We start from the raw sequence: 23,832 nt of genomic DNA, 5'->3' as shown, positions 1-23,832 counted from the left end.
TCAAGTTAACCCCATCTTTTGAAACATTCAGAGGTGTCATACTTGTGCAAAAAAGAGGGGGTAATGGTCTGTTTTCTTTTTTTGTCATTCCCGTGAAAACGGGAATCCAATTTTAATTATAATGAAATTCAAAAGTATGTTCATATTGATTTTGTAAGAAAATGTGATTGCCACGGGATTTCATCCCTCGCAATGACGTTATGTGCTTGTTTTTGCAGTATTATTTTATCCGTCATTGCGAGGAGCGATAGCGACGTGGCAATCTTAGTTTTCAGAAATAATGAACGGAATTCTGCACATTGCTATAGTGACATTAAACGCAATAGATATTTTGTTATTTACATCTATGAATGCAACTCGGTATGACTGTTAAAAATTCAGGGGGGGCGGTGTTATGGCTCCATCCCCTCAATCACTACAGAAGGATATATATCACAGAAAATATGAGAGTGTTCAAAAATTTTAAATATTAAGAAAGTCGCTTTGAGGCATACCAAGGTGGAATCCCTGACCGTAGGTAATTCCAATTTCCTCGATTATTTCCATTATACGGTGGCTTTCAACAAACTCCGCCACGGTTCGTATGTTTAACTTTTTACATAGCGTTTGAATACTTTCAACAAAGGCATAATCTCTTGGATCCTCTGTGGCCAGCTCTTTTATAAACTCACCGTCTATCTTCAGAAAATTGACCGGCAGGTACTTTAAGTAGTAAAAAGAAGAATAACCGCTGCCGAAATCATCTATTGCCAGGTTAAAACCGTTTGAAATTACGGTTTGCAGAAAATCCTGAATTTTTGACAAATCTCCGGCAGCTTCTCTTTCAGTTATTTCAAAAACTATCTCCGATGGATTAAGCCCTGTTTTATAGGCCTCCTCTATTATAAATTCAAGAAATGTCTTGTCTTTGAGTTCCTTACCTGAAATATTTACAAAAAGGTAGTGATGGTCGTCCTTTAATTTTTTATTCTGAAACGCTTTACGAATAACCATCCTGTCAACATCAAAAATTTTGCCGATTCTCTCACACATATCAATAAACTTATAAGCAGGGATGACAGTTCCATCCTTGTCAATAAGCCTTGCAAGGACTTCATATGCAGCTATTGTCTTTTTATCAACATCGAAAATCGGCTGATAGTACGGAACAAATCTGTCATCCTCAAGAGCATCTTGCAGGAGGTTGAATTTTTCCGTTTGCTCCTTAAGAGAGTGTTTAATTTCACTATCGGTAGGAATAAAAATCTTATTTTTGCCAAGCTCCTTGGCATTGTACAGGGCGGCGTCAACAACGACCATAAGTTCAGCAGCAGTGTTACCGTGGGTTGGGAATTCAACAAGACCGATAGAGGCCTTTATTGGGATAATTTTCTTGTCAGGGGCCACTATCTTTTTGTGTTCAAACGCATATTTAATTTTTTCGGCTACAACTTTACCTTTTATAATATCAGTTTCACTGAGTATAACTGCAAACTCATCACCACCAAGTCTTGTCACAACGTCACCGTCACGCAAAAGCTCCTGAAGTGTGTTGGCCACTTCTTTTAAATACAAGTCGCCAAAAGGATGCCCGTAGTTGTCATTGATATATTTAAAATCATCAAGGTCCTGCATCATCAGTGAAAACTTGTAATTTTTCCGCTTCACTCTGGCTATTTCATAGTCCAAAAAATGCTCAAACATCCTTCTGTTATAAAGACCTGTGAGGGGGTCATGGCCGGCATAAAACTCCAGTTCGTTTATTGCCTTTGACAGAGCCCTTGCCGAGCCTGTCACCATGGTCATTATAGATACTAATGAATTTATGATGTTTATGTCCTTTTCGCTTATTTCCCCATTATAGAAAACACCCATTCCTAAAATCCCGCCTATCCCGGGCGTCTCAGACAGGTACTCGTGAGCTTTAATCATAATATTGTCTTTAGAAACGCTTTTATCTTTGCCTGAAAATATCGGAATAGGTATAAACTCCATTGGAATCGTATCTAAAATATCCGATATATCAAAACATTTTTTAACATGCTCATGAATCTTGTTTTTAAGCTCATCCATCTGTTTTTCATCAGGCTCGTTCATAAGAAACATATGGGCATCGAGCCTCTTGTCTTTACTTTCAAATATGTTAAAAAACACATCAAACGGGTAAATTCTGTATAAGTCTTTAAGGATTTCCTCAGAACGTTTTTCCCATTTTACGACATTGTCTCTGGAGAGAACAATTTTTGTAAGAACCTGTGTGAACTTTTCAAGTAATGCAGTGTCAACGGAACTTTGCTCCAGGGCATCCACTACCCTCAGGGACCTAAACAGAGTTTGCATAACCAGTGTTTCATTAGAACTAACAGACTTACCGGCGATATCCATCAAAACACGGAAGAGTTCAATAAGAACGGTTAAGTCTGTTGAGATATCCTCATTATGTTTCGTCTTTTCTGAAATTTTAGCTGTGAAATCTAAAATTGAACGTTCAATCCCCTCAATTAGAAAACTCTCCCTGATGAGATTTTCTAAAACGCTGCCGTTATCTTTAGAGAGTTGACACCTTAATACGGAAAAATTCATGTCCTCATATATCATATCAGGTCAACCCCGCATTTAAGTTCATAGAGCCACTTTATGAATTTATCTTTTGTATCACCCTTGAATAAATATCCGTGCTGAGGAGCAATAATATCAATGTCATAGGATTCAATCGCCTTAATCCATTTCCTTAAAGCCTTATTGCACGACATATATCTGCTGTGAAACGGCTCAATGCAAGGCAGAAACTCTTCAAAATCCTCGACAAACAGATTGTTTGAAGAACACGGCAGCACAGAGGCTCCTATGTCTCCGGTAAAGAGGATTTTAGATATGTTGTCGTAGAAGTTAAAGTGCCCTGGTGAGTGTAAAAAATGGGCGGCAATTACATTAATTTTAAAATCATCGTTTATTATAATCTCAGTGTCGCCGTCTTTTATTCCAATTATATTTTTTGTATTTCTGATTTCGTAATGAGGGATAAACCTGGTCCAGAGACTCGATATATATATCTTAGCACCTGTGACCTTCTCCCACACATTTAAACCACCGCTTACATCGGGGTCCTGATGGGAAAGCAATATGGTCTTTACGTTTTCAATTTTTGTGTATTGGAGTACCCTTGCAACCAGTATTGGAAAGAGCCCGAAGCCACCCGGGTCCATAAGCACAGTCGCTCCGTTATGCACTATCATATACTGGTTTGAGGGAACGCTTTTTTCATCCGGTGAGTCGGCAAAACCCAATAGTATGTATTTATGATTTGCCTTGTCATAAATAACTGTATCCATTCCATCCTCCTTGCTGAGTAATACCAAGCTGCATTCAATCGCCAAACTTCGCCGGCTTCGTCAAAAGCTTAGGGGCGTATCTCCCCTAAAGCCTGGTATAATGCAACTGCCTAATTATAAAGTTTTACCGTTTTCTATTGCAAGGGGGCGGCGCTCCATAAACACTCAAGATTGTCTTACAATTTTGGCAATGGAGAAATATGCATCAGTCAAATAAATATCGTTTACTACACATAAACTGAAACTTTCAAATTCGATTTAGTGTTAGGGGTGGGCTGGGTATAAGCGGCTGTTATATTAGCAAAATTATTGTTAGCACTCCTATCGGTTTGATCTGAGGTTTCTTTTGATTTACCTACCACTGCGCTTTCACCTGATTGGTCGGTCCGGCTGGTGTTGCCCTGAGCCTGAGCGTTGTCTTTGCCACCCTCAGCACCGGTTGTGCCTTGTGTTTGTTCATCACCGCCTTGCTGTTTTTCAAAGGACTTTCTTGAAACCTCCTGCTGTGCCGTTGCCTCTTTTTGTGAAGCCTCCTGAGCTACTTTCATATCCTGTGAGGAAGGATTGGCAGGGGCCATAGCCGAGGCCCTAACCTGTCTCATTTTACTTACTGTGGCCTCAGGATCCTTTTCCTCAGATGTATCTATTGATACCTCACCACCGGAGATGTATCTCTTTCCGTCAGGGCCGTTCTGATACTCATACCGCGGAGAGCCTGCATAACGGCCTCCTACCGATTGATGGGCTAATTCGTGGGCTCTTACTTCCTGGTCTCTTTGCTTTAACTTCTGAACTTCACGGTCAATTTTTTCCTGTTCCTCTTTGCTTCGCCCCTTGCTGCTTCCTATCTCTACAGTGTCTTTTACTTCTTTACCGCTCTGGTTTTTGGTGTCTCTCAGGCCGTTTTCACTTGTAACTGAGGCATCCCCGCCCTCAGTGCCGGTACTCCTGCCATCACTTGCGGCCACTGTGCCGCTCGACCTATCCAGACCCCACCCATAGGAATCCATAGGGTTTCCATAGCCTGCATAACCTACACCATCAACACCCATACTCCCCCCCTCTCATCAAGGGCTTCTTAATACCTCCACAAACCTCTCTCACACGTACACACAAAGGCCGCCATATTAACAGTACGCCGCCTGCGGGGCAGCAAGAGGATTTGCAACCAATGTCCTAATCGGTATGGAATCGTCACTTAACACCAAATGGGCACCTTTCATATTTGACGTGTTTATTATTATCGGTGATTTCAGATTTGCGTACAACTTCTTTCCGTCAACATTTAAAATTACTAGTACCAGAATGTCCTCAACATTATTACATCCAAGATATTCCTCTACAAAATCCTCAATTCTAAACGAATAATACGGGAAAAACTCAAACGGGTCAGTGACTATAAAAGCCACATCAGGGTCATCGGTAGCGTGAAGCCACTTTACCGGTTCCTTATATGGCAATATGCAGAAATGCTTTAAATCCTTAAAGCCTATTATACCCCTAGGGAAGGTGATTACCTTGTCATCATCAATCTCAACCATGTCAAACCTTGTTGTGTTGAACCTCATTAAGCCTCCGCTTGTTCTTTGTCTGCCACCCATACCATATGATAACATATTGTACATAATTAACACCTCTTCTATTTTTTATACAGATTATGTGTGCATATCAACCTGCTGTGTCGTGCCGACAGTGCCGTCATTTTTTGTGAATAAACTCATACCTGCTAAACGCCCGATTAAATTGCCGGCTCCGTCTTTGTAATCAAACCACCCGCCTATATTGCCAAGGTAAAGGGCTGACACTGCATTGTCTTGTAAAGTACTTAAACTGCTCTCCCCGTTTTGAGAATTTCTTAATACCGAGAGCTTATCAAAAACAGAATCATTTTTATCTATCCAGTTGTTTTTGTCCTCATCATAAGCGGAAAGCTCTGAATAACCATTACCGGTTGACGGACCAAAGAGCTCTTTCCCGTTATTTATTACACCATCGTTGTTTGAGTCAAATGAAAGAAAACCGCTTCCGGCCCCAAGCATCGGCATCTTGTCAGTCTGCCCGTCGGAGTTAAGGTCAAAGTTAAATGTCCCGCCGGTTAAATCCGCAGCATTTCCCCCAAAGTTTATAATCAGTGGGTCGGTTAGTTTAGCATCCCCTGCCGATAGTGAGGTGGAGGTCTCTGTTGTATGCTCATAACTCATATTTACGTCAAGATGGAAGTTAATTTCCAGGCCGTCTTTGGTTTTAATAGTGCCGGAGGCGTTAAATGCATACTCCTGCCTTTCGTACTTTGTTTCATGCGATGAGTACTGAAGCCCCCAGCCCTGAGGCTGCTGAGAATCATCTGAGGGGTTACTTAGCGGTGGTTGTTGTAGTGTATTATCGGAAGCCGTCTCCAGCACCTTACTACCGTCTGCTTTGCCGCTGCCGTCAACTATATTGGATACGTCAATTTTCTTACCGGTCATTCTCTCAAGTAATACTTTCAGAACCATTAATTTAAAATCACCCATGGAGGCTACATACATGTTGTCATCAATTTTTGCGTCCTTTTCACCGTTGCTGCCTTTAGTGTCCAAAAGTTTCCGGCTGTCACTGGAAATACTCACCTTATCTTTTAAAGGAGGCTGATTAAAGGACTCGATAGAGCTGCCTGTTGATTTGTTGTTGCTCCAAAAAGACAGATTCTCAGTATATTCATATTTTTCCAGCATCGAGTATTTGGAACTCAATCTGATGTTAGACGACGCTATATCCATATCATGTACCTCCTTTCTTGAAAACTCTGTTTATAACTCTAAAAGCCAACCCCAGTTAGTTACTTATACTTTCGGTAAAAAAACTAAGAAACTTTAAATCTTCTATGTGTGTGTGTTCAGGTTGGATTAGGAAAGGTGGAGGGAGTTTCAGAGGAGAGTTTTTTGCTTCCCTGAAACCCCTTCCACCTGTTTGGAGGATTGTGTTGGGGAGTATAAAATAAGGGGGGCGGGGGAACCCCCCTTAAGAACCAGCCCTATGCTGACACACTTGTCGTACTACTTGTGCTTGACGATGTGCCGGAAATTCCTTCTATCAACATCTTATACTTATTAAGCATGTTTTTCTGTGGATTACTATTGTTTAGCTCACTTGTGCTCAATTTGCCGTCTCCATCTGTATCAATGCTGTTAAATAAACTGGTTGACATCCCTGCTGAGGATGCCTCTGTAGAGCTTAAGTAACCGTCACTATCTGTATCAAAATTGTTAATATAAGACTGTGACATTGAGGTCAGCCGGTTGGAGTAATAACCATATACTAACTCATTAGCATTAACATAACCATCTGAATCAGTGTCTAAAGAGCTGAATGCGTCACTGGAAAGTCCTTTTGCTGTAAATTCAGAGGATGTTAATTTGCTGTCACTATCTGTGTCAAGACTGGTTATGATATTGGCGGCTGATGAATTTATAGCATTTTCATCGTTTTTGGCAAATGCTGTAAAGTCACTTGAGAATGCTGTTGAATATGAGTCGCCTCCTTGTATTTTCATCATATCATATGACGGAATTCCTGTACTTATTCCACTTATAGCTGACATATTAACCTCCTTTTAAAATATATTCTTAATATTCCTTTTATTTCCTATCCTTAACTAATACACTCTGACATCATTAAAGCAAATGTTATGCCAACCCAATAAACATGCGGCTTTACATAGCTTTATGACCTAATGGAAGGATAAAAGAATACTAAGGGAGGTAATATTTTCCAAACAGCACGGAAAGAATTTCCCGCTTTACAGCTTTTTAATGCTGCAAAGCAAGCCTCTCAAGCGGTATGAGCCAAAAGCAGGATCATAAGGAGGAGTATCTGCCGTAAGAACATTGGCGTTAGAGCGGAAAAAAGACTCATCAGTGGAAAAAACACTCTCAGGAAACCACCAGCCATGCTCCACACTTATCACCTCAGGGGCAATATCTTCTGTGACCCTTGCAAGCATAACAATCTCCCCACGCGGGCTTGATACCCTCACCCAATCACCATCCGCAACACCGGCATCTTTTGCCGCCACAGGATGTATCTCCGCTACAGGGTCAGCGTGCCGCTTTCTAAGCCCCTCTATCTGTCTGTGCTCACTGTGGAAAAATTCACGGCTCCTTGCTCCGGTTATTAAAACATAAGGATAGTTATTTGAATCAGGGTTATTAACCGGACTCTCAGGTGGCTCCACATAATCAGGAAGAGGACAGTACCCCATCCTCTTTAACGCTGTACTGTAAAGCTCTACCTTTTTTGAAGGCGTTCTAAACCCCTTTGTTTTATACTTATAATACTCATGAGGCGGACAGTGTGACCCCGTATCAACAAGCTGTTCAAACCGGATTCCCAGATTGCCCAGTTGATAATCAAATATATCCATATAAGACATGTCTTTTGAGGGCAGAGAAAGGCGTTTGGATAACTCATCTATAATCCACTCATCCTGCCTTGCATTATAGAATGATGTTAATGCCCGTTGAGCATAGACAAAATTTTCCACAACAAGCGGAATTCCCATCAAATGATTAATTTCAGGCCAGAAAGCGGCAGGCAGTACAAAGTCCGCCTGAAGCGCAGAAGGTGTCATAAATAAATCCGTTGCCACAAGTAAATCTAGTTTTCTTAGTGCCGAAAGGGTTCTATGTGGGTTTGATACGGTAAGAAGAGGGTTGTTGCCAAAGAGCATCAGTGCCCGCACCCTGTAAGGAATCCCCTCGTCAATGGCTTTAAACAGTCCGGGGATATGTGCCGAAGGCATATAGGCGCGCCAGCCGCTGAGAAGTTTAAACTCATCACCACCTATTCTTTTTTGCGAGGACTCTGTGGGAAGTTTGTCCTTTAACACGGGGTAACTTTTTAAAATATTCATTCCTAAGATGTCACCGCCCGGAACGTCCAGATTTCCGGTAATTGCCCTTAAAATTGCCACAGCCCGCACTGTTTGAAGTGAATTGGCGTTTTGCTCAAGCCCAAGCCCCCAGTCTAAAACTGCAGGTTTTACAGTGGCATAAGTTTCAGCCGCTCTTTCTATATCTTTGGCCGGTATCCACGTTTTTTCCTCCGCCCACTTAGTGGAGTACTGAGAGACGTGGGCTTTCAGCTCATCAAAACCAACCGTATAGTTTTCAACAAAATCGTTGTCATAAAGGTTCCGGCTTATTATGTGGTTAATCATGGCAAGCGCAAGGGCGGCATCAGTACCGGGTCTTATAGGAAGCCAAAACTTACACCTTTTTCCTGTTTCGGTTCTTCTCGGATCTACTGAGATTGTCTCACAGTCATTGTGCAGAGCCCTAAACACAGCCGGCGCCAGCTCTCCGTCAGCGCTGGTTACAAGAGGGTTATGCGCCCAAAATAAAATACATTTTGGTTTCACAGCACCATAGTAGTCCCCAACTACAAAACCGCCGTAGGTCAGATGGCTTACCGTTATACGCGGAATAAAGCACTGTGCAAGCCCCGGTTCGTACCAGTTAGGAGTACCAAGGGCATTAGCAAAGCGAACAACGTGCATATAGTGGTGACGCCCCGTGCCCTGTCCGATAGCTACACTCTCCGGGCCGAAATTGCTTTTTATGTCAGCTATTTTCCCTGCTATTTCATCTAATGCCTCATCCCAGCTAATCTCATCCCACTTATTTTGGCCGCGACGCCCTGTTCTTTTAAGAGGATTTTTCAGCCTTTGCGGATGATTTGCTATTTCGTGGGATCTCAACCCCTTAATGCACATATAGCCGCGACTTATAGGGGAGTCTGCATCTCCACGGACTTTAACCACCTTGCCACCTTCTACGTAAACAAGTGCTCCACAACCTCCATGACAAACCCGGCAAACGCTCCTATGTATCTCCAGAGGCATTTTAACCTGCTAATTTGAAATGGAAAAACCGGTACTCGTGCTTTTCTTGCCTTTCTTTAAAATATCGATAACGTCCGGGGTCAGGATAATACCGCTTTCAACCTGAACAATAAAAGATATAATCTTAGATATCCGTGTCAGTGCATCTCCTAAGTCCGCCATAAATGTAGAGGGTACAAACACTATATCGTCAGCCCTTATATATATATTTTGAGCCGCATCACCCTTTAACGCCTTTTTTAGGTCGAAGATCGCTGTTTTTCCGTCTCTTATCACTGTAACACCGGATTTGTCGGCATCTGCAGTGAACCCGCCGCATTTATGTATTACCTGAAGCAAGGTCATATTCTCCTCCATAGTAAGCACGCTTGGAGTTGTAACCTCGCCGGCAACAATCGCCTTTTTGCTTGTTAGTGCCGTCGGATTGACCATAACCATAGGATTTACTATATACTCTTTGAATCGCTCCATCATATGTGCCTCAAGAGTCTTCACTGTTTTACCGCGGGCCTCCACCTCACCAATCAGGGGATACGTAAACTTGCCGTCTAACCGGATCCTTACGCTAGTTAACGAAAGATCATCATGCCTATAGACTTTTATAGTTAAAATATCACCCGGGCCAAGGGTAAATTCAGGCTCCCTCTCCAACGCCTGCGTTGCATGAGAAATATTGTCCTCCTGCCCTCCTTCAGATTTGAACACCCCTGTTGACTTTGAACAGTTTAAAAGCAAAAAAACAGAAACAACCAACAATGATATTTTTAGTATATACTCTATAGTTTTCTTCATAATCCAGCCCCCACAAGTAGTTTTGCCAACGCTGTACGTTATCATAAAAAAAGCTTTTTAGGCAAGCTCTGTTGTTATGTTTTTTTATTGATAACAGAACAAGTGCTGGAAAATTTAAATATTTTCTTCCGGTTTAGTTCTATTCCGTAAGCAGAGATTATAGCGTTGTGCCGGTCAATCGCCTCTGTACTTAAAATGTTTGCAAAAACAAGATAATAATCCTCCGACCGTATTAAGTTTCCGTCAAATGGGGCTATAGAGCCAAAGAATACCTCACCGCTTTCCTCAGTGTAGTAAGACAGAATAATCCTTTTGCCTTCTACCGGAGTCTTTATATTTCCTGAAATATAAAGTTTCTCTCCCGGCAACTCCTTACATTCCGTGAAAAAACCGTATGAAGGTTTATTATCAGCAATTAAAGTTAATTCACCGAGGCGGGGAATTTGAATATTCAGAACCCTCATTTGGGTTAAGTATTCAACCTTTTTTAACAATTTTTTACCGTCAGGGTAAAGTGCTCTGAGTGTTCTTTCTGTTGCGTAAATATTACTGAGTTCAAGCGAGGCTCTGGCTGTTTCACGGCTGGAGCAGTTTGATCTCATCGAATCTATGGAATTGTCATACATTCGGTAATACAGGAGGCTAAAGAGAAAAAACGCCGGCAACAACACAGGAATTTTAGTTTTATTGCCGCTCTTAGCAATATACATTGAAAGTAAAATTACAGATGATATTATAAAATAGGCGGAAACCGTCATGTACCTGCTGGCGGTTGTATATATTACCCCTGCTCTGTTAACTGAGATCAGGGTAATTGTTGCTGCTGCATAACAGGCTGTAACCAGCCACGGATAATATCTTCTCAGGTTATCTTTTAGTTCCGGTATGATTTTGTAAACAACCGTTGTAAATAAACTAAAAAACACTAATCCGCACAGGAGTGAATGTTTGAGATTATCTTTTATCAAAGGGCCGCCGATACCGGAAAAAAAAGCTTTAATAATCTCAACCAAATCCCATTTGCCTCTGGATACAATGTGATGCTCATAGCCAAGAAAAAACACTGAAACACAAGCAAAGGCCAATATAATATAAACACCTATGTACCTTCTTTCCGTCTTAACAGTGTTACTTTTAAAGAGCTCATTAAAGGGAAAAAGAAACAGCCACAGAAGTAATCCGTTTGCAAAAGAAAAGGTTCCAACAAACGAGAAAATGGAATTTAATATTACTTTGCGTTTTAATGAAAAACCTGAAGTGTTGACAACAAGGCCTGCGCAGAGTAACAGGGGTGTTATATAAAAAACGAACTGCATCCCCCAAAGCCAGTTTTCATCTGCAACCGGAGAGAACACCATCAAGTTAACGAAAAAAACATTAACATATGCAATGACCGTATTTTTAAACGACCGTTGTATCAACACATAAATACAAATTGATGTCAAAAGAGCAAGGAAAACGCTCAGATACATAAAAATCCTCATATCGAGTCCGGTTAAAAGACCGGCAAATAAAAAAACCAATTTGGGGAAAAACATCCTGCTGTCAGTATGTTGTTGAAACAGGAAAGCAAAGAGATTTCCATTGTAGAAGGCGTCAAAGACCCCTGTAATATCCCATTCATCCCAGAAAGGGATATTGACCTGAAATCTGAAAACAAGGTAAAGAAGCAGGAAAAGGGGTGAATAAAGCAGAGTCAACAACGGTAACTTAAAGAAAAATATATTCAACTTCCACTTAATCATAGTTTGAGCACCCTTATAAAAGAAAGCATTTTAAGCCATCTCCGTCATGTTTTCTTGTTGTACACAGAACATGTATTTGAAAAATTAAATGTTGTCTTCTTGGTCAGGTCAATTCCGTAGGCTGAAATTATGATGTTTTGCTCCGGCAGATTGTCTGCTTTTAAAAAGTTAGCAAAACTCATATAATAATCCCGTCCCTGTATTAAATTATCGTCAAAAGGGGCAATAAAATCAAAGAGTTTCTCCCGCTCACCGGCAGTCCTGTAAGATAAAAGAATTCTTTTACCTTTTACTGGATTTCTCATCCGTCCTGAAATATATAATTCACTTCCTGGTAATGCCTCACAGTGTGTAAAAGAACCGTATGCAAGGTTATCAGGAGGCAGCAATTCACCGGGACTTGGAATCTGAATGCTTAGAACCTTCATTTCCGTCAGACTTTTCACCCTTTTAAAAAGGTGGCCGCTTTCAGGATAAAGCAGACTGAGTCCTTTCTCACTTCTGAAAACATTACTGACCTCAAGGGCTGCCTTAGCAGTTTCACGTATAAAACTCCTTCCCTTTATATATTCAACTGAACCGGTATAAGTGTGGTAATACAGGATGGAAAAGAGTAAAAACACCAATACCGTTACGGTGATTTTAACTTTATTGCTTTTCTTTAACATATACAATGAAAACAAGATGATTGTTGATATTGTGAAATAGCAGGAAACCGTAGTATATCTGCTGCCGGTTGCCGGCGTAACTCCTATTCTGTTAAATGAAATTAAGATTATTGCCAATGCTGAGTAACAGGCTGTAACTAACCACGGATAATATTTATTAAAGTTATCTTTTAAATCCGCCATGCTTTTGTATATAACCGCAGCAAGTAAAATAAAAATCACTATTCCTGCAATCAGTGAGTATTCGGTTTTATCCTGCATCAGAGGCCCCCCTATACCTGAAAAAAACCCCTTAACAACTAAAAGAAAACTCCAGCTGCCCGCCTTAGGTGCAACGTATCGCTCGTAGCCGAAAAAGAATATGGAGACGGAAACAAAGGCTGATAAAATATAACCCCATATGTACTTTCTTGGTGGTTTTTCAGCATCAGATTTTAAAAAATCGTTGAACGGAAAAATAAAAAACCATAAGAATAGTCCGTTTGCAAAAGAAAATGTTCCGACAAAAGAGAAAAAGGAATTGAATATTACCTTGTACTTAAAAGAGAAACCGGAAGTGTTGACAACAAGGCCTGCACAAAGTAACAGGGGTGTTATATAAACCACAAACTGCATTCCCCAAAACCAGTTTTCTGCCGCAGCCGGAGAGAACAGCATCAGATTAACAAAGAAAACAAGTATATACATAAAAACCATAGTGTCGCAGCAACGCAGTATTAATTTGTAAATACACAGGGAAGTTAAAAAAGCGAGGAAGACACTGAGATACATGAAAACTCTAACATCGAGTCCGTTTATAAGACCGATAAGTAAAAAAATCAATTTCGGGAAAAACATTCTGCTGTCAGTATGTTGTTGAAATAGGAAACCTGGAAGGTTCCCATTGTGGAAGGCGTCAAAAACCTGCGAAATATCCCATTCATCCCAAAAAGGGATATTAACCTGAAATCTGTATATAAGGTAAAGGAGAGGAAAAACAGGAGACCATACTAAAAGCAGTAAGAATAACTTAAAAAAAAATACTTTTAACTTTTGCTCAGACATAACAGTATCACGAAAACACCCTCTCCCTCATTGGTAAAAACACGAAAAACAACCCTGTCGGCCGCATAAAGCCCCATCTTAAAAAGCAAATTCTTAAATCTGTATGCGTCTTAGAAAGCTAAAACGAAAAAGCCTAATCAAGTTTTATTACATTTGTAGCTTTTTGGCCTCTTTCTTCATCAACGAGATCAAAGGAGACCTTTTGTCCCTCTCTCAGCGTCTTAAATCCATTTCCCTGGATTGATGAAAAATGTACAAAAACATCGCCACCGTCTTCTTTTTGAATAAACCCATATCCCTTGGCCTCATTGAACCATTTAACCTTACCTGTCTGTGACATCCTTAAAGATACCTCCATATTTTTAATCGCCCCAAAAGGACTGCAACAATGTTGTTATACTAATTCATCCCGTTTTAAGTCAAGATTTTTTTCTTTTGATTGTTTTTAATAAACTTTTTATCATACTGTGGGTTTATTATCTTCCGACAGTACAATTATCCGTGGTTCATAATTTTTTGGTATCTCATCCTCAGCAACATAACTAAAGCTGAAAATGATTATCCTGTCCCCGACAACACCCCTTCTGGCTGCAGCTCCGTTTAAACATACCTCTCCGGAGCCTCTCTTGCCGGCAATCAGATATGTCTCAAATCTTTCACCGTTGTTTATGTTGCTTATTAACACCTTCTCATACTGATTCATTCCAGCTAAGTCCATAAGGTCCTCATCGACAGTGAGGCTTCCGGAGTAAAGCAAGTTAGCCTCTGTAACCCGGGCCATATGGAGTTTCGCCCTTAACATGCATCTGTACATCTTAATACTTACCTCTTTTTTAGATTCTTTACAGCTTCAACCGCTCTCTTTCTACACTTATCATACCAAATATCACCATGGTAATGCAAAAAATAATTGCGGCTCAGCATGAAATATATAGCGAAAACCATAATTCCGTTCATTATTTTTAGTGGTTGAGATTGCCCTCCTCTGAAGGGGATTCCCCTGGTCGCTATCGCTCATGGCAATGACGAATAAAAAAACACAGTAAAAAAAGCTACATGCCGTCATTGCGAACCCCCGCAGGGGGTGTGGCAATCTCTTCTTTAATAAATTCAATAAGAACATACTTTTGCTTTTTGCTATAATTCAGGAAACTAATGAACCCTATTACCAAGTTGCAGTCAATCGTCTAATACCAAGTTTTACTTTTGCAGGGAATTTTTTTGTAAATCAGCCGGAACAAACCACTGTGGCTGATTGTATCCAATGCCGATAGCGGTAGGCTTGATGCCCTTAAAGCGGCTGCTTACGACAGGAAGCGCATCCGGCACATATAAAAACACGTAAGGGACGTCCTCTGCTAATATCTCGTGCAGTCTGTGATAGGCCCTTTTTCGTTTTTCTTTATCGAAAGCTCTCCTGCCCTCCTCTAAGAGAGCATCAACCTCCTTATTGTTGTATCCTATAAAGTTAAACTCCTTCTCCTTTGTTTTACTTGAATGCCATATATCATACTGGTCGGCGTCAAGCCCTATTGACCATCCGAGCACAATTGCCTCAAAACGCCTCTTATCCACAAATTCATTTATAAAAGTACTCCACTCAAGGGCACGTATATTGACCTTTATGCCAACCTGCTTAAGGCGATACTGAATTATCGTGGCTGTCTTTGTCCTAAGAGAATTTCCCATATTTGTTATAATTGTAAACTCAAAGCGGTTTCCGTCTTTTCTAAGCACTCCGTCTCTGTCCTTTTCCATCCATCCCGCCTCACGGAGTAGTGAACGGGCTTTTGCCGGATTAAAGTCATATTTTTTTACATTTGGATTATAAGGCCATGTGTTTGGTACATATGGTCCGGTTGAGGGGCTGCCAAGGCCAAAAAGCACCGCATCCACTATCTCTCCCTTGTCTATTGCATGGGATATTGCCTGGCGCACTCGCTTGTCCTGAAAAAACGGATGCTTCAGATTAAACCCCATAAACGTATAATTAAATACCGGATAGCGGAATTTTTGAAATTTTTCTTTAAAGAGCGCTGTATCGGTTTGTCTTTTATACTGGATAGGAGTAAGTCCCATAAAATCAATACTACCTGTTTTAAGTTCCAAAAACATTGTTGACTGGTCCGGGATTATCCTGTAAACGTATTTGTCAATATATGGTCTGCCCTCAAAATAATCATGATTTGATTTCAGCTCAACCCGCTCCCCTGCTATCCACTTATCCAGCACATAGGGACCCATCCCGACCGGAGACCTGCGAAAGGTATCCTTTAAAATATCCTTACCATCCAGCAAATGCTTTGGTAACACAACCAGTGCTCCCCAACTGCTCAGGGCAGGCGCAAAGGGTTTTTCGTATGTAACTCTGAAGGTATGCTTATCGAGCACTTCAGCCTGCTTAACCTGTAAAAAGTCCTCCTTATAGGCTGAGGGAGTTTTTTCGTCAATAATTGTCTTATACCCAAACATAACGTCATCGGCGGTAAACTCAACACCGTCTGTCCACCTGACTCCCCTTCTGAGGTGAAACGTGATTACAAGGCCGTCTGTGGAGACATCCCAGCTTTCAGCCAGATCCCCCGTCAACTGTAAATCGGGAGCATACTTAACAAGTCCGCTAAATATATGCCCTGCCACGGCATGTGAGGCGCTGTCACCGGCAAGCATCGGAATTAAAACGCTTGGCTCACCTATTGCGCCCTCTACTATAGTATCGCCATAGGCGGGCTCAAAGACCTCTGTTACGTTATCTGTTTTCCGGCTTAACTGCTCCGCTCCACCGCTTTCACATCCGCAGATTGCAAGTGAACACAACAGAACACTTAATATGATTTTATTCATGCTGCTATTTTACTACTTTTTGTATTGTTAATATAATGTATTGTGTCATTGACACAAGAAAAAGTATCAGAACAGCCGGGGCTACCGTTTTATATAACTTTATAACGTCTGCCTTAAAATACTCCCGTGTCACCACAAAACACACATGCACGGGAGAGAGCAGCACCCCTGCATATCCCGCCATAAAGGCAAATGAAAAAGCATACGGGCTAATCCCCGGCAGATGAAGCAGCAGTGGAAATGTACTTCCCACAAAGGCAAGTGTAAAGCCCGTCAGAAACCCGGCTATAAAAGGCAGCAGCACAAGCAGCGGCGTAAGGGGTATCCCCTGAGATGTAAAGTAGTTGCTTAGGTTTATGACTGCCCCTGAGTTTTGAAGCGTCTCCTTAAATAACATAACCCCAAGTATTAAGACTATAACATCCGGCTTAAAACCATACTTCAGAACTTCATAGATTTCCATGAGTCCATATCTGTAAACGATTAATAACAAAAAAACCGTTACAACCATTGCGCTGTGGAGTTTCACTTTAAAAACTATTACAATAAAAAGCAACAACACTATCGGGATAAAACTCCTTGTTGCACGCCATGGGCCGATATTTCCCGTCTGTTTTTTGTCAAAAGAACCGCTTATTCCTTTCATTCCAAACACGAAACCAATAACAAGCATAGAGAGTGAAGAGGTAAGGTTGAGTAGTATGAACTGCCTAAGCCCTATTTCCGTTATAATGCTTGCAAGTAAAACACCGGGATAAAGAGGAAGCATTATTTCCCACGGATGTCTAAACCAGTAGTTTGTGAAGGCTTTATCCTCTTTTGAAAGATTAAGTCCATGGGCGGACTCTTCCACCATAGGGCAGGAAAAATAGGCCCCTCCGATTGAGGGAAGCATCCCGATAAGTAACGGCATTGAAATTATTACAAACTTCTTTTTCCTTAGCAGCCCCTTTACTGAGGCCATCATTTCCTTAAGCACATCTCGTTCGCGCAGTATTTTCTCAACCATGCGGATAAAAGTAAGGGCTATCATAAGTGCCATGGTGTCTTTTGATACTATCGCAGTATAGGTGGTATTTAGAATTTTTTCAGGTACCATCAGATACTCCAAAAACAGAATAACCGACGCTATAATCAGCACAAAACCGATTTCCAGTTTTTTTCTGAGCAGAAAGACCATCACCATAAAGACAACCAGTATTTTAACAATATCAGACATAGGGGTTGTCTCCGCAGCTTTTTTTCAAAATATCCTCAACGGCAATCAATGCTTCAGCTCTGTTGGAAACACCTCCGGTAAGAGCCATCACCTGCACCTGCCTGATTATCCTGCTAAACAGTGGAGATGGTTTTAATCCAAAAGTCTCCATGAGGTCATAACCTGTTATAAAATGTCCGTCTCTGAGCCGTGGTAAAAACGTTTCCTTATAGAAGGTAAGCAGGTTTTTGCAAAATAAATTAAACCCGCAGGTATCTCCGGCATTTAAGGTGACCTCCGCCTGAGTCAAGACTAAAGAAGCAATGAAATCATCTCCTGTATCCAGCAGGAATTTTACAACCACATCTGTGTTCATCGCAGACTTAAAAACATCAAAAGCACAGCTGTGATTTTTAAGAATTTTATACACGAAGCCTGCCTCGTCTGAGGATGTTTTTAGACGCATACATATCTCTGAAGCTGCATCCGCGGTAATCTGAGAGGCATAAAATAAAGCTGATAGTTTAAGAAACGGCAATCTGTAAGATACACTATTAAAATAGGAGTCCAATTCAGCCATAAACTTTGTATAGAAGCCGCCGTTTATAATTGTTTCCACCTGACGATATAGTGCTGCAGCTTTTGACAGATCAACAGTTTTGCTTTTCATTTCAGGAAATATTTCGGTAAGCAGACTGCATTGATTCATAAAGTCAACGGCCCCTGAAGATTTCTCCTGTGCAGCCGTCTCCTTAAGTTCAAACATCACCCTTTCAGCCGGCACGTTACCGATAAGTTTTTTTAACGACACAATACCCTGAACCGTTTGCTCCTCTATCATAAAATCCAACTCAGCCATAAACCTGAAAGCCCTGAGCATTCTGAGCGGGTCATCTTTAAAGTTTTTGAGTGACACCATTTTTATTAAACCGATTTTCAGGTCATTATAGCCGCCTGTTACGTCAACCATGGATTCAATCCCGTTGTTAAGCGGAAAGGCCAGTGCATTTATTGTAAAATCTCTCTGCAACAGGTCATCCTCAATGGTTTCGCCTCTGAAGGAGGTAAAATCAAAGTAATACCTGCCCTTAACGACACGTGCCGTTTTAAACTTATCGTTGAGTTTAACAAAAGAGCCGCTGATTTTATCGGCAAAACCTTTAGCCTCTTTATAAGGGTTCTCTCCGGGCAGGGCTATGTCAATATCTCTCAGCTCCCTGCCTATCAGAATATCCCTCACTGTGCCGCCCACAACATAAACATCCTGCCTGCCGGAAAGGGTTTCCCTTAACGCATCATACAAAGTGCACAACCCGCTATTTCTTATATCCATGCTCATAAGTTGCTATCAACGGGTATTATAACAGAAAACACCTGTATAGTTTGAACACCACAACTCCCCTGTTTACAGCAGCATTTAAGATTATTTGTAAGCCTTCCGATAAATTTTTGCCGGTATTTGATGCATAAAGGCCTCGAGTCTTGTCATTTGGTTACCTCCCTGCTGTTGTTCATAGATTAGTGTCAGGAGGGGGATATTACCGTAATCCTTCCGCATTCGCTGTAAAACGCTTGTCAGCACATTACCAAAGGAGCAGTTTAATGTGATTACATTAATAATCCCCCTGGCGCCGTGTTCAATCATGTCTATGACACTTCCAAGGGGCGAGATTACACCACTGGAGAGCGTGGTGCTTAAATATTTAGAGGTCTTTTCGAACACCTCAGCAGGAGTCATGTCGAAATTATTCAAAATATCATCCTCAAATATACTGCGAACCTTCTGTGCCTGATACTGCAATTCCAGATTCACCAGCAGATATCTGATCAACTTCATATATTCAAGGCGCTTGCTGTATCTCTCTATATTTTTCGCCATGAATATAGGAACAATATCCACAAGGGTGGGCGGCACGAAAATGATTCCGTCCAGTTCCTCTATTCGCCGGTACAGATCGTTATTTGCGAAGGGATTGATCCTGGTGTAGTAGTCCCCGGTAAGGGCCACGGCTTTTTTAGGTATTGCTCTGTCCACTGTCACACCGTTAAAAACGGAAAGAGCGTACTCAATCCCCCTGATTGTCTCACCGCGCTCTATGCCATTGCATATGTGATTTCTTGCGATTTTAAAGGCGAAGTCGGCTGTTCCTTTTTCGATTTCATATGGACGCGACTCGTGGAGCTTCTGGAGTATCCTGTCAATGGCGGCCATGCCGATATAGATTGTATCCAATATCTTCATCCTCTGAAGCATTGAGATGTTTTCCCCGAAAAGCTGCTCAAAGGTTCCTATAACTGGAAGTGTATATGGAAGGTATTTTAGACCTTCGTAAATGGTGTTTTGACCATACAATCCCAGTTTGCAGTCCCCGGCCATAAACATAAAAAAAGCAGTCCCCTTCTCTCCGAAAGAACCACTTTCCAGCAGGTGAAAATAATCTCCCAAAAGAGTGATAAATGGCATACACTCGCCTGCTATAGAGTGGCGGCGTCCAAACTCCAGAATGGTTCCATCAGGGGGTGGAAGCACTACGGCGTCGGTCCCGTTGTATCTTAAGGCCGATGCAAGAATATGGGCGTGTTCTGAAAAGTGGGGAATATAGACTTTTTTAGGCCTGGGTGGGTCTGAAATAATGTTTGGGCCATCTTTAAGGAAGCCTGAGTTGTCCTTTAGATGCTGACATGACCGTCTATACTCCATTACCTCGTTGTGAAAGGCCTCTATGCGTGTAACAACGCCTGCGTCTGCGGTTTGTTCGTCAATTTCGAGAACCAATAGCGGTTTGTTGGTAAAGACGTTACTTATGTACCTGAAGCTCGATGCATCCGGACCGCAGCCGTAGTTTGTCAGAATAATGGGAAAGAGGCGTGGGTCGTTCCTTATCAGCTTTGCAATATTGAGCATCAACCGGTTGTAGTGCCATGGCACATTAGGGGTAATTTCGGAGGAGGGCTCCGGTGTCGGCTCTATAAGGTCGGCAGGGATTGCCTCCATCCCGATGTTTGCCATCTTACGGAAGAGGTTCATATTTAATTCCGGATCATACAGGCTGTAGGGTTTGCCGAAAATAACATAGATAGTATCGTTGCCGCCATAAGCGTTAAGGAACCCTCTCCCCAGGGTGTAACGCGCTTCTTTATATTTTTTAAAATCCTCTACCGCTTTCTGAAAGTAGTCGGTCAGTCTGACACCCTTGATGTAAGGTTTGATTGCCATATCGAGAAAGGATTTCTTAGGTAGCAGCTCACTTGCCAGAGATGTCAGATTCCTCTCGTATCCATCTATGTCAGTGTTGTTGGACAGTGTCTGGGTTACAACTCCGGTGCTGAAGGCTGTTCTGATAAACTCAGGTACGCTTTGCAGATAGGGACAGTGGATAATGGATGTATCAAGTGTTTCCCATGACGGGATATTTACATGCCCGGGCACGAATATGGTGTTGCAGCCTCTATCCTTAAGTTCCAGCACATGTCCGTGATAAACTTTCATGGGCAGACATGTCTCTACAGTGACATATGGCATCCCTCGTTCTATAAGGGAGCGGGTCGAAGGTCCGGATATTATGACCTGAAACCCTGCCCTTGTGAAGAAGCTGTTCCAAAGTGGGAAGTATTCATAAAACAGCAGTCCACGGGGAAAGCCGATAGAACCCTCAGGTTTTTCAGGGCATGAAATTGAAAGATTATTGAAAAGTTTGTTTAGACTTTCTATCAATTCAAGCGTGGCAGTTCCGGGTCTGCACCTCTGAGGGCTTGACGGAGAGCCACCCACTGAGGACATTCCAATATCATACACGATTGAGTCATATCTGCCGCAGATACCCCCGCAATGGATAAGGGATTGATTGATTTGCATCTGTTGTATATTGCAGCGGTTAGTGCATCCGTTACATTGAAAGCTCTTTTTGAGGCGGATATCTTCAACTGAGTCAAGTTGAAATCGTGTTGATACATATTCATGACGTTCCATGGCACTAAGGGTCATAAGGGCAACACCCATGGCGCCTGTGACCTTATGATAGGGTGGCACACAGACTCTTTTTTTGAGTAAGTGCTCAAAGGCTATTCTGACCGCCTCGTTTGAGGCCACACCACCCTGAAAGCAGATCATCTCTCCAAATGCACGGTGCATAGCAACCCGGTCAGTGAAGTTACCTGCAACCGCATAGCTAAGACCTGCAAGCAGGTCATTAATCGAATATCCCTTTTGTATGTAATAGACCAGATCGCTTCCCATAAAAACAGTACACTTGTTACCCAGGCTGACAGGTCTTACCGATGCAAGAGCCAACGCAGAGAAGTCACGTTCTATGTTGATATGCAGACGGTCCGCCTGTTCCTGTAGAAAAGACCCTGTGCCTGCGGCGCATACCCTGTTCATCAGGAAGTCTGTGTGACCGTCCTTGTTCATTGTGATAAACTTTGAGTCCTGGCCTCCAATTTCGATAATTGTATCGCACTTAGGAACAAGTCGCCTGGTTCCACAGACCTGAGCTGATATCTCGTTCTTTACAATATCGGCTCCTGTCACCTTTGCAGCCAGGTAACGTCCGCTTCCTGTAACCCCTGCCCCCAGTATCCCGGACTTTCCGTATTCACTATCTTTAAAATCCCTGAGCAGATGCTTTAATGTTCCCAGGATATCACCTGATGAGTAGCGGTAGTCATGATATAGTACAGAGCCGTTTCCATCAATGGCAACCAACTTTTCACTTACCGAGCCGATATCCATCCCAAGAAAAAGACCACGGCTTGTAGATTTCACCCAATGGGAAAAAGGAACGTTGGAATCTGTCTTATAAAACGATACCTTTGCATCATTTTGACTGGTATTATTTCCCGTAATTTTTTGTCTCAAAGGAAGAGGTGGCCTGTTGATGGAGTCCGGCGAATCAATATGGCGGGGGACGGACAACATCCCGATGAGATGTTGAAATGTATGAGAGGGATATGGCCTTGAGTCTTCCAGCGCAAACAAAGCAGCGCCGAAGGAGCCCATTGTTTTATAGTATTCCGGGACGATTATTTCCTTTTCATCCAGATGCAGGAGGTCGCAAAAGGCCTTTTTCATGGCCTCGTTTGAGGCCACACCGCCCTGAAAGGAGACAGGCGGAGACAATTGCCTGCTGCGGAGCAGGTTACTGATGTAATTACGGGCCATGGAATAGGCCAGGCCTAGGAGGATATCGGATAAAGGGGCACCTTTTTGCTGCAAATGGATCATATCGGTCTTTGCAAAGACAGCGCAACGCCCTGCTATACGTGACGGAGAGTCTGACATAAGGGCGATACGGGCGAAGTCCTGTATGTCAATGCCGAGCCTGCACGCCTGCTCGTCAAGAAATGCCCCTGTTCCGGCGGCGCATAACTCGTTCATAGTAAAATCCCTGACAGCGGTTTGAGCAAGGGATTTGTTCTCTTGATCCAGAAGTATTAGTTTGCTGTCCTGTCCCCCGATTTCAATAATCGCATTTACATCCGGATGCAGGGCCTTTGTCCCCGCTGCATGGCATATTATTTCATTTTCCACTCCTGCGTGAAGGTATTGTTTAACAATATTTTTGCCGGATCCAGTTCCATAGATACCGGATATCTCCATATCAGGATACATCTTCCCGTATCCTTCCAACATACCTCGCAGGACTTCAATTGGCCGGCATTGCGACCTCTCATAGACGCTCTCCAGTATTTGGCGATTGCAGTCGATAAGAGTGCACTTAACACTGATGGAACCTATATCTATGCCTAAATAAAACAGTTGTTTATCCACAAACCACCTGTCAAATAAAGCCACTCTGTTAAACAAATGGACGCATTGGAAACATAATCTACCACCTATATTTTACAATAAAAATAGTACGGTTATTTATTTATTTTTATTCGTTACAATTTGAAAGAATAAAATGAAATAAACTGTGGTTTCTACATGTAAGCGGACACTTTTATTTTGCTCAATTAGGACATTTTTACTTTGCTAAGGCAATTTTTTCAGGGGAATTGACACATAATAATTTTATATGATACCTTAGGTGTCAGGTAAAACAAAAGCCGGTGTGGTGGAATTGGCAGACGCGACGGACTCAAAATCCGTTGGGAGCAATCTCGTGGGGGTTCGACTCCCCCCACCGGCAGTTAGTAAGACCTTGATAATAAAGAATATACCACAGTGATTTTGTCACCAACGATTTTTTTAAAATCCCTTGCTAATTGAATTCCGAACTTATTATAAGGTTCCCAATCGAACTCATTGAAGGAAACCATCATATCTATATCCCAGTATTTATTATCCAACCTTCAAATCTATCTATTAATTCTTGTGGAATATTAAAAGACTCAAGAGCTGGAGCAC

16 protein-coding genes, 1 tRNA gene and 2 pseudogenes are annotated in these 23,832 nt (G+C 42.0%); 1 reads left to right on the top strand and 18 read right to left on the bottom strand.

What is annotated here, in order from left to right; genetic code table 11:
- Window positions 1–462 precede the first annotated feature (462 nt).
- From H7844_04075 to H7844_03990, 18 genes and pseudogenes are all read right to left on the bottom strand, one after another.
- Window positions 463–2,577, bottom strand: a complete 2,115-nt coding sequence (locus H7844_04075) for a bifunctional diguanylate cyclase/phosphodiesterase (GenBank protein ID MEO5356458.1) — start codon at window positions 2,575–2,577, stop codon at window positions 463–465.
- Window positions 2,574–3,311 (bottom strand): FprA family A-type flavoprotein, encoded by a 738-nt coding sequence (locus H7844_04070; protein MEO5356457.1) that lies wholly within the window; start codon window positions 3,309–3,311, stop codon window positions 2,574–2,576. Before H7844_04070 ends, H7844_04075 begins: the two co-directional genes overlap by 4 nt.
- 227 nt (window positions 3,312–3,538) lie before the next feature.
- Window positions 3,539–4,363 (bottom strand): hypothetical protein, encoded by an 825-nt coding sequence (locus H7844_04065; GenBank protein MEO5356456.1) that lies wholly within the window; start codon window positions 4,361–4,363, stop codon window positions 3,539–3,541.
- A 75-nt stretch (window positions 4,364–4,438) separates the two neighbouring features.
- A complete protein-coding gene (locus H7844_04060) occupies window positions 4,439–4,936 on the bottom strand; it encodes a flagellar assembly protein FliW (GenBank protein MEO5356455.1) in 498 nt (165 codons plus the stop codon).
- Window positions 4,937–4,966: 30 nt separating this feature from the next.
- Window positions 4,967–6,070, bottom strand: coding sequence for a hypothetical protein (locus H7844_04055; protein MEO5356454.1), 1,104 nt, complete (start codon window positions 6,068–6,070; stop codon window positions 4,967–4,969).
- A 254-nt stretch (window positions 6,071–6,324) separates the two neighbouring features.
- Window positions 6,325–6,891, bottom strand: coding sequence for a hypothetical protein (locus H7844_04050; GenBank protein MEO5356453.1), 567 nt, complete (start codon window positions 6,889–6,891; stop codon window positions 6,325–6,327).
- A 198-nt stretch (window positions 6,892–7,089) separates the two neighbouring features.
- The gene (locus tag H7844_04045; protein MEO5356452.1) at window positions 7,090–7,551 is read right to left on the bottom strand and encodes a hypothetical protein; all 462 of its coding nucleotides are present in this window, start codon (window positions 7,549–7,551) and stop codon (window positions 7,090–7,092) included.
- Window positions 7,552–7,803: 252 nt separating this feature from the next.
- Window positions 7,804–9,018 (bottom strand): annotated as a pseudogene (locus H7844_04040) (molybdopterin-dependent oxidoreductase).
- Between the two features lie 63 nt (window positions 9,019–9,081).
- Window positions 9,082–9,192 (bottom strand): annotated as a pseudogene (locus H7844_04035) (hypothetical protein).
- A gap of 9 nt (window positions 9,193–9,201) precedes the next feature.
- On the bottom strand, window positions 9,202–9,984 hold the full coding sequence (locus H7844_04030) for a polysaccharide export protein (GenBank protein MEO5356451.1): 783 nt from the start codon (window positions 9,982–9,984) through the stop codon (window positions 9,202–9,204).
- A 74-nt stretch (window positions 9,985–10,058) separates the two neighbouring features.
- Window positions 10,059–11,729, bottom strand: coding sequence for a hypothetical protein (locus H7844_04025; GenBank protein MEO5356450.1), 1,671 nt, complete (start codon window positions 11,727–11,729; stop codon window positions 10,059–10,061).
- A 44-nt stretch (window positions 11,730–11,773) separates the two neighbouring features.
- Complete coding sequence (locus tag H7844_04020) at window positions 11,774–13,084, bottom strand: hypothetical protein (protein MEO5356449.1); 1,311 nt, start codon at window positions 13,082–13,084, stop codon at window positions 11,774–11,776.
- Between the two features lie 490 nt (window positions 13,085–13,574).
- Window positions 13,575–13,781, bottom strand: a complete 207-nt coding sequence (locus H7844_04015) for a cold-shock protein (GenBank protein MEO5356448.1) — start codon at window positions 13,779–13,781, stop codon at window positions 13,575–13,577.
- A 120-nt stretch (window positions 13,782–13,901) separates the two neighbouring features.
- Window positions 13,902–14,255: an aspartate 1-decarboxylase gene (locus H7844_04010; protein MEO5356447.1), complete on the bottom strand. Its 354-nt coding sequence runs from the start codon at window positions 14,253–14,255 to the stop codon at window positions 13,902–13,904.
- Window positions 14,256–14,641: 386 nt separating this feature from the next.
- Window positions 14,642–16,285, bottom strand: a complete 1,644-nt coding sequence (locus tag H7844_04005; GenBank protein ID MEO5356446.1) for a peptide-binding protein — start codon at window positions 16,283–16,285, stop codon at window positions 14,642–14,644.
- A 4-nt stretch (window positions 16,286–16,289) separates the two neighbouring features.
- Window positions 16,290–17,504, bottom strand: a complete 1,215-nt coding sequence (locus H7844_04000; protein MEO5356445.1) for a DUF401 family protein — start codon at window positions 17,502–17,504, stop codon at window positions 16,290–16,292.
- Window positions 17,497–18,816 (bottom strand): hypothetical protein, encoded by a 1,320-nt coding sequence (locus tag H7844_03995; GenBank protein ID MEO5356444.1) that lies wholly within the window; start codon window positions 18,814–18,816, stop codon window positions 17,497–17,499. The genes H7844_04000 and H7844_03995 overlap by 8 nt, the downstream gene beginning before the upstream one ends.
- A 90-nt stretch (window positions 18,817–18,906) precedes the next feature.
- Window positions 18,907–23,253, bottom strand: a complete 4,347-nt coding sequence (locus H7844_03990; GenBank protein ID MEO5356443.1) for an acyl-CoA dehydratase activase — start codon at window positions 23,251–23,253, stop codon at window positions 18,907–18,909.
- Between the two features lie 277 nt (window positions 23,254–23,530).
- Here H7844_03990 and H7844_03985 point away from each other — a divergent pair.
- Window positions 23,531–23,614: transfer RNA gene (locus H7844_03985), tRNA-Leu, on the top strand.
- Window positions 23,615–23,832: the final 218 nt, after the last annotated feature.

This window comes from Nitrospirae bacterium YQR-1 (assembly GCA_039908095.1).
Lineage (GTDB): Bacteria > Nitrospirota > Thermodesulfovibrionia > Thermodesulfovibrionales > Magnetobacteriaceae > Magnetomonas.
The sequence above is the reverse complement of the archived record's forward strand: the minus strand, read 5'-3'. Positions and strand labels throughout refer to the sequence as shown.